Genomic DNA, 15,939 nt, shown 5'->3' with positions numbered 1-15,939 from the left:
GCCGAGCGCACGCCCGATGTCGGGGTTTCGCAGTCGGAAGCACGTGAAAACCTGCAGAACCCCGACACGACCGGCGGGATGCGGGGTGCGGGGTGGGGGGTGCGGGGAGGGAGCGGGAAGCATCGCGCCGCGCGCCGTCACCGCCCGTCGGACGCGGATGGCCTCGCCGCGTCGATGATCCGCTGGAGCAGCGCGACGGGCGTCGAGCGGCGGGCGACGCCCGCATGCCCGACGGCCGCGGTCAGGGCATCGGCGTAGGACTCGACGGCCCGGTCGGCGTCGGCGTACCGCGCCCGCGAGGAGCGGTCGCCGACGGGGGTCGCGACGAGGTCGGCGCACCGGCGGATCGCGTCGGCGAGCGGGGCGCGCGCCTGCAGGCCGACCGCCGCATCGCCTGCTCGATCGAGCGCGTACAGGACATCGGCGAGATCGCGGCTGTAGAACGCGATGCGCTCGAGCGCGCGCATCCGCTGCAGGTTCTCCTTCTGCTCGGCACGGCGCCGGCGCCCCCGTGGGTTGCCGCGCATGCTCTCGTCGGCCTCGTGCACCTCGTCGTGCACGTCGGCGATCACGGCGTCGAGGGCGGCGTCGGGCTCTGACACCTCGGCGGCGTCGATGTTCCCCTCCGCCGCGCGGTCGGCGAGCACGCGCAGCAGATCGGCGACCTCGTCGCGCAGCTCCGACAGCCTCGCGCTGGCGGTGTCGAGGTAGACCGGCGGCAGGATCGAGAAGTTGATGACCGTCCCGATGAGCACACCGAACCCGACCGTGAGGAGGTACGACACCGAGAAGTCGTCTGCCTGCGAGCCGCTGAGCAGCAGCACGAACAGCGCCGCGATCGCCACCCACTCACGGCCGACCCCCAGTGCGCGGATGCCGCCGATGATCACCCCGAACGCGATGACGAGGGCGAGTGTCAGCACGGCCGGGAGCCCCGCGAACAGCGCGCCGATGCCGAGGAGCCCGAGGCCGATGCCGATGGCAAGTCCGAGCAGCGCCTGCGCGCCCGACCGGGCAGACGCGGCGACCGTCGGATACATGCTCACCAGCACGCCCAGCGGCGCGTAGTAGGAGTATTCATCCTGCGTCGGCAGCAGCGGCGCGAGAGCCCAGGCCAGCGCGCAGCCGATCGCCGCCTTGGCTGCCATGAGGAGGCGCGCGGGTGTGGTCATCTCCCGCCACCAGTGCGCGGAGACCTGAGAGACGCGTGGTGCCATGGGTGCCTGCTTCGGGGGGGCGAGGGGGCGTTGTTGCTCGCTGACTGTAGGCGAGCGCGGGGCCTCCCTCAACCGCCTCCCCGACCCTGCCCCTCAGGACTGGCGTTCCACCGCGAGCCAGAGCTCCGCGCGACCGGCGTCGCCGTCGTCCGACCGCTCGTGGACGGCGAGGATCTCCGGCGCCGCGACCGTGCGATACGGATGCGAGGGGAACCAGTCGCCGTACGCGTCGGCCCACACCTGCTGGAGCGCATCGAAGAATCCGGTCTCGGCCGACACTTCGAACACCACCCACGTGTGGGCGGGCACCTCGAGCGTGTCGAACGACTCGGGGATGTCGCCTGCCGGACGCCGGGTCGCGACCCCGTAGACGTAGTGGAATTCGCTGCCGTCGGCACGATCAGGCGCGAAGTCGGTGGACACCGAGAAGGGGCCCGCCGGCTCATCCATGTCGCTGATCGCTGCCAGCTCGGCGGCGGTCGTCGGCGGCAAGGAGCGGTGGAACGCGATCATGTCGGGGTTCGGCCCGCGGTAGACCAGGGGAATTCTGACGCCGGGCCCGGCGATGCGGAACGGTTCGAGGTCGATGATGCGGTGGCGCATGGAGGCGCTCCCTTCGATGGTGAGGCGGAGCCGCAGGCGAGGCTGGGCTGTGAGGACGGCGCCGGGACGGCGGGCCTGCTCGGGCGTGAGACCGTGCACGGCGACGAATGCGCGGCGGAACGCATCGGCCGAGCCGTACCCGTAACGCACCGCGACCTCGACGAGGGGCGTGCCCTCGAGCACGTCGGCGACGGCGACGCTCATCCGGCGGCGCCGGATGTATTCCGACAGCGGCATGCCGGCGAGCACCGAGAACACGCGGCGGAAGTGGTACTCCGACGTGACGGCCGTCCGCGCGAGCGCGGGGACGTCGATCTCGCCCTCGAGGTCAGCCTCGATGAGATCGATCGCGTCGTTCCAGCGTTCGAGCATGCTGCCCGCCCTTCCCGTGTCATCCTGTCGACCGAATGGCCGACGTGTCGATGCTAGGAAGCGCGGGCGGCGTCGCGCCCGACAATCGGTGCCCGGCCCGGTCGGGGGGGGTGCACCCCCGGCGGGAGGGAGTGCACCCCCGCGTGCCGGGAGCGTGCTACGCCCGCTACGCGCGCGGCCCCGCCACCAGCCGGTCGCCGACCCACGCCACGGGCAACCCGTCGATCACTCCCCCGACGAATCGCCCGTCGGCGTCGGCGTTGCGGAACGCGAACAGCAGCCACTGCCCGTCCGAGCGCCGCCGCAGCAGCCGACCCACGTAGAGCCGCTCGTCGGTCACCGGGTACGCCGCGTCGACGTCGAACGGCCCGAGCACGCTGTCGGCGTTGATCGCCCATGTGCCTCCGCCGCCCGGCTCCCCCGCCCGCGACGGCATCGCGTGCTCGCTGCCGCACGAGAAGATCAGCACCGGGCGCCCGTCGACGACCTCGACCTGCGTCACCTCGAGCTGGCCGAACCCGTGCTCGCTCGGCGCGCTGAGCGGCGGCCGCAGCTCCCAGGTGCGAAGGTCCGGCGACCACGCGTGCCCGATGACCCCGCGCCCGAAGGCCGGGCCCTCGGTCGCGCGCGCCGTGACGTACATGTGCCACCCGTTCCCCTCCGGATCGGGGAACACCCACGGGTCGCGGAACGCCTCGTCGTGCCAGTCGCCGGAGTCGAGCGTTTCGTACCAGGGTGCCGCGGCCGACGCCACGGGCCCCGGCGCCTTGGTCCAGGTCAGAAGGTCGGGCGAGGTCGCGTACCCGATCCGCTGGACGTTCTTGCCCCCGGCATCCAGTGACGACCCCGTATAGAAGAGGAACCAGGTGCCGTCGGGGTGCCGCGCCACCGACCCGGTCCACGTCGCGAGGTCGTCGAACGCCGGCGCGTCGGAGTGCACGAGCGCGTCGGCGACCTGCGTCCATGTCTGCAGGTCGGTCGAGACCGCGTGCCCGATCGCCGCACGGTAGTGCCGCGCGTCGGGGTCGCGGAGCGCCCGAGAGGCGTAGAGGAAGAACAGGTGGTACTGCTCTCCGTCGTCGGCGAACCAGAAATCCCACACCCAGGAGCCGGGCAGATCGAACACAGCAGACCTTTCAGAAACATCGAGAGAGACGTCGAGCAGACCGGCGACCGCGCCCCGCGTCATCCCTTGACCCCACTCGCGGCGATCGACGAGACGAACGCGCGCTGGAACACCAGGAACACGATGAGCACCGGCAGGGTGATGAGTGAGGTGTACGCCATGACCTCACCCCAGGCGGTGTTGAGCTGGAAGAAGTACTGCATGCCGACCATCACCGGCCGCAGTTCCTCGCGCTGCACCACCATGAGGGGCCAGAGGTACTGGTTCCACGCGGGCAGGAAGGTGAGGATCGCCACCGTGGCGAACGCCGGGCCCGAGAGGGGCACGATGATCCGCCGGTAGATGGTGAACCAGCCCGCGCCGTCGATGCGTGCCGCCTCGTCGAGCGACTTGGGGATCGTGGAGAAGTACTGCGTGAACAGGAAGATCGAGAAGGCGTTGGCGATGAACGGCACGATCTGCACTTCGTAGGTGTTGAGCCATCCGAAGTCGTACTTCAGCACCCCACCCTCGATCACGAGGGTCGGCAGCTGCGCGACCCAGTAGACCATGGGCACCGCGATCGTCTCGAAGGGCACGATCAGGGTGGCGATGATGATCGCGAGCACGACGAACCGTCCCCGCCACGCCAGGCGCGACAGCGCGAAGCCCGCCATGGAGTTGACGATCAGCCCGAGCCCCACCGTCAGCACGGTGACGAGCACCGAGTTGAACAGGAACTGCGCGACCGGCACCCGGTCGAACACCCCGAAGTAGTTGTCGAGGCTGATGTCGCCGACGGGGAGGAACGCCATCGGCGAGTCGATGTCCTGCAGGATCTGGGCGTCGGGCTTCAGGCTCGAGACGAACATGAACACCAGCGGGAAGAGGAAGATCATCGCGAACACCGACATGGCGGCGTACAGGAAGAACTTCCCGGTGCGCCGGCGCCGCTTCTCGCTGGCGTCGGTCGAGAACCGAGCGGATGCCGCGGCGCGGCCCCGCGCCCCGGTGTCGGGGCGGTTACGGGTGTCGGTCATGTCAGTCCTTCTCCCTCGTCAGGCGCCGCTGGATGAGGGCGATGATGAGCACCGCGACGAAGAAGATCAGCGAGATGGCGGCGGCGTAGCCGATCTCCTGCTGCTCGTAGCCCTTGCGCACGGCGTAATAGACGATCGTGGACGTGCTGTTCACCGGGCCGCCCTGGGTCATCACGTCGATCTGCACGAACAGGCCGAGCGCGGCGATGGTGATGGTGACGAGGACGAACACCATGGTGGGGCGAAGGCCCGGCCAGGTGACGCTGACGAACTGGCGCCAGGGTCCGGCGCCGTCCATCTTCGCCGCCTCGTAGAGCTCTTCGGGGATGGTCTGCAGCCCCGCGAGCCAGATGATCATGTGGAACCCGACGGCCTGCCAGATCGACAGCACGATGATCGCGCCGAGCGCGGTCTGCGGGTTGTTCAGCCAGTCCATGCCCGACCACGCCCCGAAGGTGATCGTGTCGATCATGGAGTTGATCAGGCCGTTGGGCTGGTAGAGGAAGCGCCACAGGATCGACACCACGACGATCGAGGTGACGACCGGGATGAAGAAGATCACCCGGAAGGCGGTGACCCCTCGCATCCGTCTGTTGACGAGGACCGCGAGCAGCAGGCCGAGGCCTGCCTGCACCGGCACCACGACGAGGGCGAAGAGGAACGTGTTCCACACCGACTGCACGAACACGCCGTCCGCGGTGAACGCGCGGACGAAGTTGTCCAGCCCGACGAAGCGCGGCGGGTTGGGCGAGATGAGGCGGGCGTTGGTGAACGAGAGGGTGAAGGCGAGGATGACGGGGATGATGAGGAACAGCACCAGCAGGATGCCGGCGGGTGCCATCATCGCCAGGCCCGCCCAGGTCTCTCGGCCCTTCGTGGTGCGGAAGCGGCGGGTCGCGCGCTGAGGTGTCTCGGCTGCGACCGTCGGAGGCGTGACAGTCATGAGAAGTCTTTCCCGAGTCGTGCGGGCGGGAAGCGGCGGCTCCCCGCCCGCACGTCAGTGATCAGAAGCCGTAGCCGTCGTTGGATTCGATGTTGGCGTCGATCTCCTGCACGGCCCGGTCGAGGGTCTGCTGCACGTCGGCGCCGTTCATGATGTCCTTGGCCGCGGTCTCGAACGTGGTGGAGATCACCGCGTAGGCCGGAGTCTCGGGGCGGAGCACCGCGTACTCCTGCGACAGTTCGACGAAGGGCCGGAGCACGCCGTCGGTGCCGAAGTACTCCGACGCCTCAGCGGCGCCCTCGGTCGCGGGGATGACGATCTGCTTGTCGGCGAACTCGGTGATGTACTCGTCCTGGAAGCTGAACTCCAGGTACGCGCGGGCACCCTCGACCTCTTCACAGGTCGACGAGATGGCCCACTGCCACGAGCCGCCGCCGATCTTCGGGCCGGTGCCGAGGTCGGGCGGAGGCAGGATCACGAGGTCATCGCCGATCGCTTCGACCGAGGCGAGGGCGTTCCAGACGCCGGTGTAGCTGAGGGCGACCTCGTCGTCGACGAACTCCTGGTTGCCGATCGTGCCGCTGTTGCTGGCGAGGCCGTCGGCGAAGAGTCCCTGGAACCATTCGCCCCAGGCGACCGCCTCGGGCCCGTTCAGTGCGCCGTCGGCGCTCAGCATCGTGTCGCGGTCGATCAGGTCGCCGCCGAAGCTCTGCAGGAACGGCGAGTAGGCGTAGGGCCACCACTCACCGGTGTCTTCCGCGCCAATGTCGATGGGCGTCTCGTACCCGGCATCCTTCAGGGTCTGGAGGGCCGCGGTGAACTCCTCCGCCGTCCAGGGATCGTCGATGGTGGGGATGCGGATGCCGTTCTCGGTGAGTACCGACTCCCGCGCGAAGATCGACAGCGCGGCGTCCCAGTAGCCGGCGGAGTAGATCTCGTCGTTCCAGACGCCCACCGCGGTCGGCAGGAGCGAGTCGGTGATGTCGGTGGAGATCCCGAGCGGCTGGATGTACTCCGCCCACGCCCAGTTGGGCATGATCGGGCCGTCGAGATCGAGCAGGCAGGGAAGATCGCCGGATGCCGCGGCCGCGACGATCGCGTCGTTGTAGGCGCCCTGCGGGAAGGACTCTTCGACCACCTCGTACTGGTCTTGCGAGGCGTTGAAGTCGGAGATGATCCGTTCGTAGACCTCGAGCTCGGCGGGGTTGCCGGCGGAATGGGTCCACATCGTGACCTGCGTGCGGCCGTCTTCGGTGGTGGTGCTGCCCTGGCCGGCCTGCCCGCACCCGGTGAGGGCGAGGGCTCCTATGGCGCCGGCCGCAACAAAAGCCGGGACTGTTCTGCGCATCTGTGATTTCCTGTTCTGGTGATCGACCGCTACGTCGATCACCGATCGGGGACCGCTTCGGCGGTCGTTCGGTATCTCAAGTGGTCCGCCGTCGGCTCTGTTTGGCGACGTGCGCCGGCGGCGGGCCCACGGAGTCTCGCCGGATGACGGGACATTCCATGCGGTGCGTGGCGTCGCTGTTCCCATCCGCGCGGACGCCGAGCGCGACCTCCATCGCCCAGCGACCCATTTCGTAATGGGGCAGGGCGACGGTGGTGAGGGGTGGGTCTTGTTCCGCGGCGACCAGCAGCTGGTCGTCGTAGCCCACGACCGAGAGGTCGTCGGGGATTCGGAGGCCTCGAGCGTGAGCGGCCAAGTACACCCCGACCGCCATGCGGTCGTTGAAGCAGAAGATGCCGGTGGGGCGCTGGCCGTCGGGCAGGTCGAGGAGACGGTCGGCCGCTTCGCGGCCGCCGAAGGCGGTGGTCTCGCCGCGCACGTGCAGAGCGGGGTCGACCGCGATGCCCGCTTCGGTGAGGGCTTGGACGTACCCCTCCTCGCGCAGGCCCGAGGCGATCGGCGGATCGACGGTGTCGAGGTAGGCGATGCGGCGGTGACCGGCCCCGATGAGCACGCGGGCGGCGGCGTAGCCGCCCTCCCGATCGGCCGGGACGACGCTCGGGAAGCCGCCGTGCACGGGGCGGCAGTCGAGGAACACCGAGCCTGCCGGCAGCGACTCGGGCACCTCGACGACGCGGTGCCACATGCAGGCGTAGATCATCGCGTCGACCTGTTGGGCGCGAAGCGCCGAGATCGCGTCGCGCTCGACGTCTTCGTCGCCGCCGGTGTCGACGAAGATCACGAGGTGGTCGTTCTCGCGGGCGGCGTCCTGGGCGCCGGCGAGCATGCGGCCGGCGAACGGCGTGGTGGCGATCTGATCGGAGATGAGGCCGACCGTGCGGGTCTGGCGGGTGCGGAGGCTGCGCGCCACCGAGCCTCGGCGCATAGCCGACGGCATCCGCTGCCTCCCGCACGCGCTGACGGGTGGTCTCGGAGATGCGGGACTCGACGTCGTTCATCACCAGCGACACCGTCGTGACCGAGACGCCCGCGGCTGCGGCGACATCGGAGATGCGGGCCCGGCTCATGTCACTCCGTCGTGTGAGGCCTCGGTCGAGGTGGTGTTGGTGTGCGTGATAAATCGATTTATCAGATTATGCACCGCCTGCTGCGGGTCGTCAAGCACTTCGCGAGGGTGCAAGCCCAGCGCGTGAATGTTCGCGCGCCGGTATATCGGAAACCCGGGCGCGGCGCCCATGTGAACCCCTATGCCCGAAACGTCGCGACCCGAAGCCCGAAGGTTCCCGCTCTTGCGCGGCCGCCCGGCATACAGTCATTCCAGGAGGTTCCCGCCTCTCGCGTGCGACGCGCCCCCAAGATTTCGCGTCGCCGCCGCCCGTCCGCCCCGTCGGGCAACCGCCGATGAATCCGAGAGGGATCCATGTCGACGACCGCCACGCTCACCGTCAGGTGGACCGATGGCGCCGCGATGCCCTCCGGCAGGCCCGGTCGTCGCAGCCTTCCCCCGCTGCCGACCGTTTAGGCGCAGGCGCCGGGACTGCGATGCCCCCCGCCCTCGGTCCCGGCGCCTGCTCTTCTCCTCGTCACCCCTCCGCTCATCGGTGAGGTGAGAGCGCCGACCCGGAGACGTCATCATCCGGATCGGCGCTCGCTGCCCGGATCCCCCAATCCGGGCCGCTCAAAGGTCGCGCTGCCGCCTCACTGAGCCATCGCTGCAGCGGCGGAAGGGCGATACGAGGCCGCGAGGGCTCGGCTGCGCCCGACAGCGAGCCACACGCCGGTCACGGCGAGCCAGAACGGCATGAACACCCCCGGGAGACCGGGGACGCCCGTGACGAGGATCGCCCCCAGCGTGCCGACACCGAAGACCGCGCTGAACACGCCGAGAACCCGCGACAGGTTGCGCTCGAAGAAGGCCATCCACGCGACGCCGAGCGCGGCGGCGATGGCGGCCGTCCACGAGATGTAGGCACCGAAGTCGGTGAGCATGTAATAGACGAACAGACCCTGTTCCCCATACATGCCGGACTCGGGCCCGAGGTAGTTCGCCAGCGCGCCGCGCCACCCGTATCCGAGCGTGAGCGCGCCGGCTGCGGCGATGAGTCCGCCGCTGACCAGCCGCGCGCCGGTCGAACGCGGCACCATCGCGTCGATGTGCCGGCGCCAGAAGGCGACGAAGATCAGAAGGGCGATGATCGCCGTGAGCCCGGCGAGGTAGCCGACCCGGCCGAGCAGCGGGTCGAGGCCCGCCATGTCGGCAGGTGTCACGGTGTACTCCCGCCCCTCCGCCACAGCGGCGAGTTCACCATCAGGCCGGAGATCCGTGACGATGCTTCCGACGGTCCCCGCCACGCCGGCGGCGAGGGCCCAGAGCGGCCAGGCACGGAAGCGTCGGGTCGCCGGAGGTGATACGGGCGAATCGGATGACATGGGTTCTGCTTTCGTCGAAGGAGCGGCATCCGCCGGCACCGACGTCGTCGGCACAGGTCGATGCTCCCGAAGCCGGCATCCCGATCGTCAGGTGCGGATGTCCTCGATCGGCCTGGGACGCGGAACAGGACGCGCTCGCTCCTCCTCCGGGCATCCGAGCATCGCGGCTAGAGGGCCCTGCCGTCCGCTCTCGCCCCGAATCCGGCCTCGCGGGCCATGACGATCAGCGCGCTGCGGTCGGGCGCCCCGAGTTTGGTGATGATGCTGTAGACGTAGTTGCGGACGGTCTTGCTCGTCAACACGAGCGTGCGCGCGATCGAGCCGTTGTCCAGTCCGCGGGCGACGAGATCGAGGACATCGGCTTCCCGCTGCGTGAGCTCGGGGAACCGCCGGGGCGAGGACTCCGCCACAGCACCACTCAAGTAGGAGACCGCACGGGCAGCGACATCCGCCCCGAACAGCACTTGCCCGCCGGCGACGGCATGTATCGCCCGCTCGACTTCCTCCGCCGAGGCGACTTTGAGAAGGTAGCCACGCGCACCTGCGCGCATCGCCGCGAACAGAGACCGGTCGTCTCCGAGCATCGTGAGCACGAGAACGGCGGTGGAAGGATGCCGCTGGGCGACCGTCTTTGTCGCGTCGATGCCCGACTCCGATCCCAGGTCGAGATCCATGAGTACGACGTCCGGCTCGCGCGCGGCGATGAGGTCGAGGGCCTCACCGATGGTCGCGGCGTCACCGACCACCCGAACACCGTCGAGGGTGTTCAGAAGCGAGACGATGCCACGTCGGAAGAGCGGGTGGTCATCGACGACTCCCACGGTGATCGCCGTCTCACGCGGCATCCGCTCTCCCTCGTCCTGGCGCGGGCGTCCCCGCACTCCGGATCCGGCGCGCCCACGGCTCATCGCGCCGCCTCAGCGTCGATTCTCGCGCCCCGCCCGTCCCACCCGCCAGAGTCCACTGCCCACGAAGGGCCATGGGAAGGCATCGTCACGCTCACCGTCGTTCCCTTCGGTGACGAGGTGATGTCGAACCGACCGCCGAACGCGGCGACCCGCTCGCGCATGGACGCCAGGCCGACCCCGGCGGTGGCGGTGACGGCGAATCCGCCGCCGTCGTCCTGGATGCAGAGGGTGATCTCGCCGTCAACGGCGATCCGCACCTCTGCAGTGCGTGCGCGCGCGTGCCGCGCGACGTTGGTGAGCGCTTCCGCCGCGATGAGGTGGAGCGCCTCCGCTCGAGCGGCATCGAGCAGCTCCACCCCGGTCACGTCGATCCGCACCGACAATCCGTCTCCGAGGCGCCGCGACAGCCGCCGCAATGCCGGCGCGAGATCATCTGGTTCGGAAGGCGTCTCGCCGACCTCGCCGGCGAGATCACGCACGTCACGAAGTCGATCCCGTACTTCGTCGGCGAGCTCGCCGAGCAGTGCGCGCGCCGCCGAACGGTCGGTGGCCATGAGATTCTCCACCGCCGCGAGACCGTAGCTGACGCCGGCCAGGGCCGGTCCGAGCCCATCGTGCAGTTGTCGGCGCAGGGCTCGTCGCTCCTCAGCGCGGCGCTTCTGCACGTCGGCTCTCGCTGTGTCGAGCACCACGTACGACTCCGAAAGTCGCACCACGGTGGCGACGAGGCCCGCGATATCGGTGAGCACCGTGAGTGTGCGACGATCCAGGCGCTGCCCGACCGGCGGCGCCGCAACCATTTGGCCGAGGCCACCCGGGAGCGGAACGACCACCGACCGTGCGCCCCCTTCCCCGACCATAGCGGCGATGTCACCTGCGCGGATCTCGACGCGAGCAAGGCGCAGCACCCGACGGATCGTCTCGGCGAGACTGGCGAGCCCGCGGGGTCCCGGGGTGAGACCACCGATCTGTGCGCCGAGCCGCGCGAGTACCTGCGTGGCGTCGGCCCCATCGCCGTAGACGAGCAGATCGACCCGGCGCTGAAGCCAGGCGCGCAGCGGCAGTACGGCGAGGGCGACGACGAGGGGGACGACGAGCAGCACCGTTCCGCTCGTCGGGAAGATCAGGGGAACGGTCACCACGACGGCGAAGTACAGGGCCACTCCGGTCACACTCAAGAGCAGCCAGAGCAGGATGCGGCTGATCGCCACCTCCACTCCGGCGAGCCGCTGCCCGAGGATCATCACCACGATTCCCGCAGACATGAGCACCTGGCCGAGGATCGGAGCGACGATACCGACCTCGATCACCCATCCGGGCACGCCGATGCCCGCCGGCAGGATCAGCACGATGTAGGACAGCGTGACGACGATGAATCCGACAGTGAGCCATGACAGATCGATGCGCGCCCGGCCGCGCGAGCGCGACCAACGGCTCACGAGAACTCCCGCCGAAAGCACCGACATCCCCACGGCGCACAGGGCGGCGACCTCGTAGACCGAGGGAATGGCCGCCTGGTAGGCCCCGTTCGCGATCGCGAGCGGATTGACGGGACTTCCTGTCCCGGCCTGGGTGAGGCTCACCCAAAACGCGGCGAGCGCGGCCGCGACGCCGAGCGCGACGACCATTCGTTGCCACCGGGGCAGGGGCGTGCGCGTCACGAGCAGTGGGACGACGGCAGTCAGAAAGGTGCCGGGGACGAACCCCCATCCGGCCGCGTAGACGGCGAGGCCCCACAGCGGCAGACCCCCGGTCTCGGCACCCAGAAGCCCGTATTCAACCCCGAAGGCCGTAACCCCCGAACCGACGGCGTGGACGGCCAGGATGATCCCGACGGGATGGGGTCGCCGGAAGAGGATCAGCGCCGCGACCGGTCCGTACAGCAGGGCGACCGTCACCCCGATGTCGCCGAACCGCGCTTTCATCTCCTCGGGCGCCTGGGAGAGGAACACCCCGGGGAGTGGGTCCGGAGGAAGGTCCGCGACCGCCCCGATGATGAGGGCTGCCACTGCGAAGGCCCACGACGTCACCCATACCACGATCGCGACGGCCCGCCGCGCCGCCGTGGTCATCGAGGGATCACCGCCTCCAACGGGCTGTCACCGACGGCCGTGCCACCGAGTTCGCGCACACGGCGGACGAAGAGCGAGGATGCCGCATCTATCCCGTCGGGCAGGCTGATGCGTACGGTGGCCGCATGACGCTCTGACACGACCGCGTCGCCGATGCCGATCTCGATCGCCGCGTGCCCCGAGGCGCCGTTCCGCACAGCGTGTGACACGACGTCGGAGACGAGCAGGTACAGCGCCAGCTGAAGATCGGGCTCGAGGAGGTCGACCCGAGGAGCGCGCACATTCACCGCCAGTGCGGTGTCCGCGCCCGTGCGCGCGGCGAGTTCGTCGAGAGCGCCCGCCAGGTCGCCCTGGTCCAGCGCGGTGGGGAGGAGCGAGCGAGCGGCCGAACGAACGACCTCCGTTGCTCGCACCGCATGCTGGCGCAGAAGCGCAAGGGCGTCGCGCCCCCCGGGCCCCGGTGTGGCGAGAACCGCGTCCGTGGCCACCATCGCGTAGACCAGTCCGGCCAGCGTGGGGGCCAGTTCATCGTGCAGTTCGACGGCCAGGCGATGTCTCTCCTCGCGCCGCACTCCCTGCGCGCGTCGACGCGTCTGAACGGCCTCTTCGTTCACCCGCGCGAGCTGCACAGCCACAGCGAGGAAACCTGCGATCTGGGCGAGTACGGGCCCGACCGTACGGTCGAGGTGTTCGAGCGAACGATGCGACACGGACAAGACGCCGATCTCCACGCCACCCACCTGAAGCGGCACGTCCCGTCGGAACGGGCCGGGCTCGCCGGCGGACACGACATCGAGGTCGGCGCCGCCGCCCGCATCCGCATCGGTCATTCGGATCTCCACGGCGTCAACCCGCCACGTCTCCCGCAGGGAGGACGCGACCATCGCTGCGCTCGCGATGCGGGCGTCGAGGTGTGCCGGGCGTTCGGTGAGCCGGTCGGCCAGCCGGGCGAGAACGCTGCGGGCATCGGGAACGATGTCGGCGAGCACCTGCGTCAGGCGCGCTCGCGCGGCGCGGAGCGTGCCACCGAGGACGAACGCGAGCGCGGCCGCAGAAAGGGCGCCCGTGAGGGCGGGGCCGAGGCTCAGCAGGGTTCCCGCCGAGGTCACGGCGAGATAGGCGCTCACGCCGAACGCGAGCGACTGCGCCGCCGCCAGCTGTTCGATCAAGCGCGGCGACGGCAGGACGTCAGCGCGTCCGGTGGCGATCGCGAGCAGAATTCCGAGGGGGAGGAACCCTTGCGCGAGGGCGAACGCGGCGTCGGCCAGAGGTGCGAGGGGCACCGGCAGCGGAACGATCACGCGGATGTAGCTGGCGATGAGCAGCACCGCGCCGAACGCGAACCAGGTGCTGGCGGTGCGTTGACGTGGCCCCGCAGCCCGCCAGCGTCGCCAGAGCGTTGCAGCCCCCAGGGCGAAACTCACGATCGCGAGGATGAGGGGTAGCAGGTGAAGCCACAGCGGCACGGGTGCGAGAAGCGCAGTGGTCGAAACGACCACCGCGACCCCGACGGCTGCGAGGCCGAGGATGAGGCCGGGCCGCCTCCCCCGCGTCGGCGCGCTCGCGACGAGCCACGGAAGCAACGCGAGCGCGGCGACCTCGGGCACGCGCGACACGAGAGTGATCGTCGGCAGCAGCGACGCGGCAAACCCATCGGCGCGGGCGTTGGAAAGAACGACGAGCAGCGCGAGGATGCCGCTGGTCACCGCAAGGGCGCCGGTGACCGCCGCGACGTCGGGCCGCGCGAGCCTCGTCGACACTGCCGCGACAACGGCGTACACGATCGCCGTCACCACGAGACGCACCGCCCGTGCGGGATCGGTCTCGGTGGCCAACGCGACGAAGAGCGCCACGACCGCCGGCGTCACCGCGGCGAGGATCCAGATCACGGCGAGGCTCGCCGCTGTCCGCGCGGGATCGCGGACGCGCATGCGGGACGAGACCATCGGACTCCTGTGGTGTGCCTGGAACGACTCTTCCAGTCGGCAGACCCTCACCGACAGGGGCAGATGTCCCTGATCAGCGACCTGTCCACGCATTCCTGCGCGACATCGTGAGCGCCCGCGGCCCTGCTTAGACTCGAAGGGTGACGTGGTCCATCGATCCCCCCGCGGCCCGCGCCGTCATCTCTGATGCCCGGGCCGAGACCGCCACCCTCGACAACGCAGCCACGACCACCTCCGACCGGTACGCCGACGCGATCGCCGCCGCAGCCCGCGCGCCGCGCACCGCGCAGGCACTGACGAACCTCGCCGCCGACCCGTTCCTGGTCTCCCTTGCGGCGCTCCGCCGCCGTGTGGTCGAGGTGACCGACACCGCCGGTGCGGTCATCTTCTACGCGATCGGCTTCGGCATCCTCTTCCTCGGCATCGGGATGGGTCTGTTCGCGATCCTCACCGCGCTCGGCGACGCCCTGCCCCTCGCCGCGCAGCGGGTCGGCGCTGTCGTCGTCTTCGCCTTCCTGGGCACCACCCTGCTGTCGCTGTTCTGGTTCCCCCGCGCCCTCACACCCCGGTGGTTCCGCGAGGCCGGCACACGGCGGAGAGGGCGCCGAAAGGCATGACGGTCGACCAGCTGATCGACACCCCGCACGCCCGCCTCCGCGTGCCTGCGGACTGGACCTCCGAGACGGTCGATGGCGCGGATGCCGTGCTCGTCGCGCCCGGGGGCGACGACGGATTCCGCGCGAACGTCGTCGTCACCTCGGTGCCGTCGAGCGAGCCGGTGGAGCGTGCGGGCGAAGCGGCCCTCGCGGCGGCTCTCGACCAGCACCCGGGCGCACTGGTCGGAGCGTTCGACCTCTGGCCGCCGGCTCTTCAGGGGCGTCGCCTGCTTTTCACCTACCCCGCCGGAGACGCCGGCCAGGTCGACGTGCGGAAGTACGTGTGGGCCACCGGCACACATCACGTCCACCTGTCCACGAGCGCCGCGCCGTGGCAGACGCCGACGCTTCGCGCGCTGTTCGACAGCATCGGCGCCCACGTGGAGTTTCCGGCATCCGGTGACCGCCTGCCGGAATCGTCGGATGCGGATGTGGCCACGGAGCGTCGTCCGCAGAAGCTGACGGTGAACGGGCCCGTCGTCCCTCGGCCCGCGCTCGACGTCCTCGCTTCCGCGCGGCCGAGCGGTCGGCTGTCACGCGCCGACCGCGCCTCTGCGGAAGGCCGCGCCCTCGTGGGCGCCGGGTTCGCGACCGAGCGTGGGCGGCTCACCGATCTGGGCGCGTGGACGGTGGAGCACTGGGCGCGCCCCGACGCGACGATCGTCTCGATCGAGCGGTCGGACGGTGGCACGTTGACCGGATGGCGCGGAGCGCAATCCGTGCTCTTCGCCGCGTCGACGCCCGCGCCCGGCGGTGACGCCTCAAGCCTGGGCGCCGCCCCGGTCACCGTGTTCAGCTCGACGTTCGATCGCACCGCCGCGCTGGTGCTCGGGTGGCTCGGCGCCGGTCCGAGCACGCTGAGTGTCGACGCGCATGCGCCGGTTCTCCCCGCGGGATCGATCGCACGCCGGATCGCCGACCCGGCCGAGCCCGTGCCCGACGGCGCTGGGCGACATCTCGCCTTCGCGTGGCAGCAGCCGTGGGTGGGCGTCGACCTGCGGATGCGCAGCGGCCTCATCCCCCTCGTCAGGATCGGCGAGAACCGGTGGTGGCGCCGGACGGCGGAGTCCGGCGCCACCACGGGCGAGCGATTGGTCCCGGTCCCCGCCGGCCAGCTCTACGACCTGGTGACCGACCAGGTCGTCTCCGCGCTTCTCTGACGCGCGCCCCGCGGTCGGGTGTCGCGTCACCCGACCGGTACCACGGGAGGACCCCATCCCGTCTCGATTCATGCTGCGG

Annotated in this window: 13 protein-coding genes; 2 read left to right on the top strand and 11 right to left on the bottom strand. The window is 70.2% G+C overall.

The features are described 5' to 3' along the window. Positions 1–137: 137 nt before the first annotated feature. The 11 genes from QSU92_RS12645 to QSU92_RS12595 form a co-directional block, all read right to left on the bottom strand. Positions 138–1,217 carry an aromatic acid exporter family protein gene (locus tag QSU92_RS12645; RefSeq protein ID WP_289262403.1) on the bottom strand — a complete coding sequence of 360 codons (1,080 nt, stop codon included), beginning with the start codon at positions 1,215–1,217 and terminating at the stop codon, positions 138–140. Positions 1,218–1,310: 93 nt separating this feature from the next. Further along, complete coding sequence (locus QSU92_RS12640) at positions 1,311–2,192, bottom strand: AraC family transcriptional regulator (protein WP_289262401.1); 882 nt, start codon at positions 2,190–2,192, stop codon at positions 1,311–1,313. Between the two features lie 166 nt (positions 2,193–2,358). Next, on the bottom strand, positions 2,359–3,318 hold the full coding sequence (locus tag QSU92_RS12635) for a glycoside hydrolase family protein (protein ID WP_289265898.1): 960 nt from the start codon (positions 3,316–3,318) through the stop codon (positions 2,359–2,361). A 59-nt stretch (positions 3,319–3,377) separates the two neighbouring features. Continuing rightward, positions 3,378–4,337: a carbohydrate ABC transporter permease gene (locus tag QSU92_RS12630; RefSeq protein ID WP_422880377.1), complete on the bottom strand. Its 960-nt coding sequence runs from the start codon at positions 4,335–4,337 to the stop codon at positions 3,378–3,380. 1 nt (position 4,338) lies between these two features. Continuing rightward, on the bottom strand, positions 4,339–5,280 hold the full coding sequence (locus QSU92_RS12625; RefSeq protein WP_289262399.1) for a carbohydrate ABC transporter permease: 942 nt from the start codon (positions 5,278–5,280) through the stop codon (positions 4,339–4,341). 61 nt (positions 5,281–5,341) lie between these two features. After that, entirely contained in the window at positions 5,342–6,628 is a 1,287-nt protein-coding gene (locus QSU92_RS12620) for a sugar ABC transporter substrate-binding protein (protein ID WP_289262397.1), read from the bottom strand. 76 nt (positions 6,629–6,704) lie between these two features. Beyond that, entirely contained in the window at positions 6,705–7,598 is an 894-nt protein-coding gene (locus tag QSU92_RS12615) for a substrate-binding domain-containing protein (RefSeq protein ID WP_289262394.1), read from the bottom strand. A gap of 788 nt (positions 7,599–8,386) precedes the next feature. Continuing rightward, positions 8,387–9,118 carry a hypothetical protein gene (locus QSU92_RS12610; RefSeq protein ID WP_289262392.1) on the bottom strand — a complete coding sequence of 244 codons (732 nt, stop codon included), beginning with the start codon at positions 9,116–9,118 and terminating at the stop codon, positions 8,387–8,389. 167 nt (positions 9,119–9,285) lie between these two features. Continuing rightward, positions 9,286–9,963, bottom strand: a complete 678-nt coding sequence (locus tag QSU92_RS12605; protein WP_289262390.1) for a response regulator transcription factor — start codon at positions 9,961–9,963, stop codon at positions 9,286–9,288. Positions 9,964–10,022: 59 nt separating this feature from the next. Then, positions 10,023–12,098 (bottom strand): sensor histidine kinase, encoded by a 2,076-nt coding sequence (locus QSU92_RS12600; RefSeq protein ID WP_289262389.1) that lies wholly within the window; start codon positions 12,096–12,098, stop codon positions 10,023–10,025. Further along, positions 12,095–14,044, bottom strand: coding sequence for a histidine kinase (locus tag QSU92_RS12595; protein WP_289262386.1), 1,950 nt, complete (start codon positions 14,042–14,044; stop codon positions 12,095–12,097). The genes QSU92_RS12600 and QSU92_RS12595 overlap by 4 nt, the downstream gene beginning before the upstream one ends. A 140-nt stretch (positions 14,045–14,184) precedes the next feature. Between QSU92_RS12595 and QSU92_RS12590 the strand changes: the two genes are divergently transcribed. Both QSU92_RS12590 and QSU92_RS12585 read left to right on the top strand, forming a co-directional pair. Then, positions 14,185–14,661, top strand: coding sequence for a hypothetical protein (locus QSU92_RS12590; RefSeq protein ID WP_289262384.1), 477 nt, complete (start codon positions 14,185–14,187; stop codon positions 14,659–14,661). Beyond that, positions 14,658–15,860: a hypothetical protein gene (locus tag QSU92_RS12585; RefSeq protein ID WP_289262382.1), complete on the top strand. Its 1,203-nt coding sequence runs from the start codon at positions 14,658–14,660 to the stop codon at positions 15,858–15,860. The genes QSU92_RS12590 and QSU92_RS12585 overlap by 4 nt, the downstream gene beginning before the upstream one ends. Positions 15,861–15,939 lie beyond the last annotated feature (79 nt).

It is taken from the genome of Microbacterium sp. ET2 (genome assembly GCF_030347395.1).
GTDB classification, from domain to species: domain Bacteria; phylum Actinomycetota; class Actinomycetes; order Actinomycetales; family Microbacteriaceae; genus Microbacterium; species Microbacterium albipurpureum.
The sequence above is the reverse complement of the archived record's forward strand: the minus strand, read 5'-3'. Positions and strand labels throughout refer to the sequence as shown.

Excerpts from the sequence above, each read along its gene's own strand:
- QSU92_RS12645 (WP_289262403.1), bottom strand. The coding sequence starts at position 1,217 with ATGGCACCACGCGTCTCTCAGGTCTCCGCGCACTGGTGGCGGGAGATG.
- QSU92_RS12640 (WP_289262401.1), bottom strand. The coding sequence starts at position 2,192 with ATGCTCGAACGCTGGAACGACGCGATCGATCTCATCGAGGCTGACCTC.
- QSU92_RS12630 (WP_422880377.1), bottom strand. The coding sequence starts at position 4,337 with ATGACCGACACCCGTAACCGCCCCGACACCGGGGCGCGGGGCCGCGCC.
- QSU92_RS12625 (WP_289262399.1), bottom strand. The coding sequence starts at position 5,280 with ATGACTGTCACGCCTCCGACGGTCGCAGCCGAGACACCTCAGCGCGCG.
- QSU92_RS12620 (WP_289262397.1), bottom strand. The coding sequence starts at position 6,628 with ATGCGCAGAACAGTCCCGGCTTTTGTTGCGGCCGGCGCCATAGGAGCC.
- QSU92_RS12610 (WP_289262392.1), bottom strand. The coding sequence starts at position 9,118 with ATGTCATCCGATTCGCCCGTATCACCTCCGGCGACCCGACGCTTCCGT.
- QSU92_RS12605 (WP_289262390.1), bottom strand. The coding sequence starts at position 9,963 with ATGCCGCGTGAGACGGCGATCACCGTGGGAGTCGTCGATGACCACCCG.
- QSU92_RS12600 (WP_289262389.1), bottom strand. The coding sequence starts at position 12,098 with ATGACCACGGCGGCGCGGCGGGCCGTCGCGATCGTGGTATGGGTGACG.
- QSU92_RS12595 (WP_289262386.1), bottom strand. The coding sequence starts at position 14,044 with ATGGTCTCGTCCCGCATGCGCGTCCGCGATCCCGCGCGGACAGCGGCG.
- QSU92_RS12585 (WP_289262382.1), top strand. The coding sequence starts at position 14,658 with ATGACGGTCGACCAGCTGATCGACACCCCGCACGCCCGCCTCCGCGTG.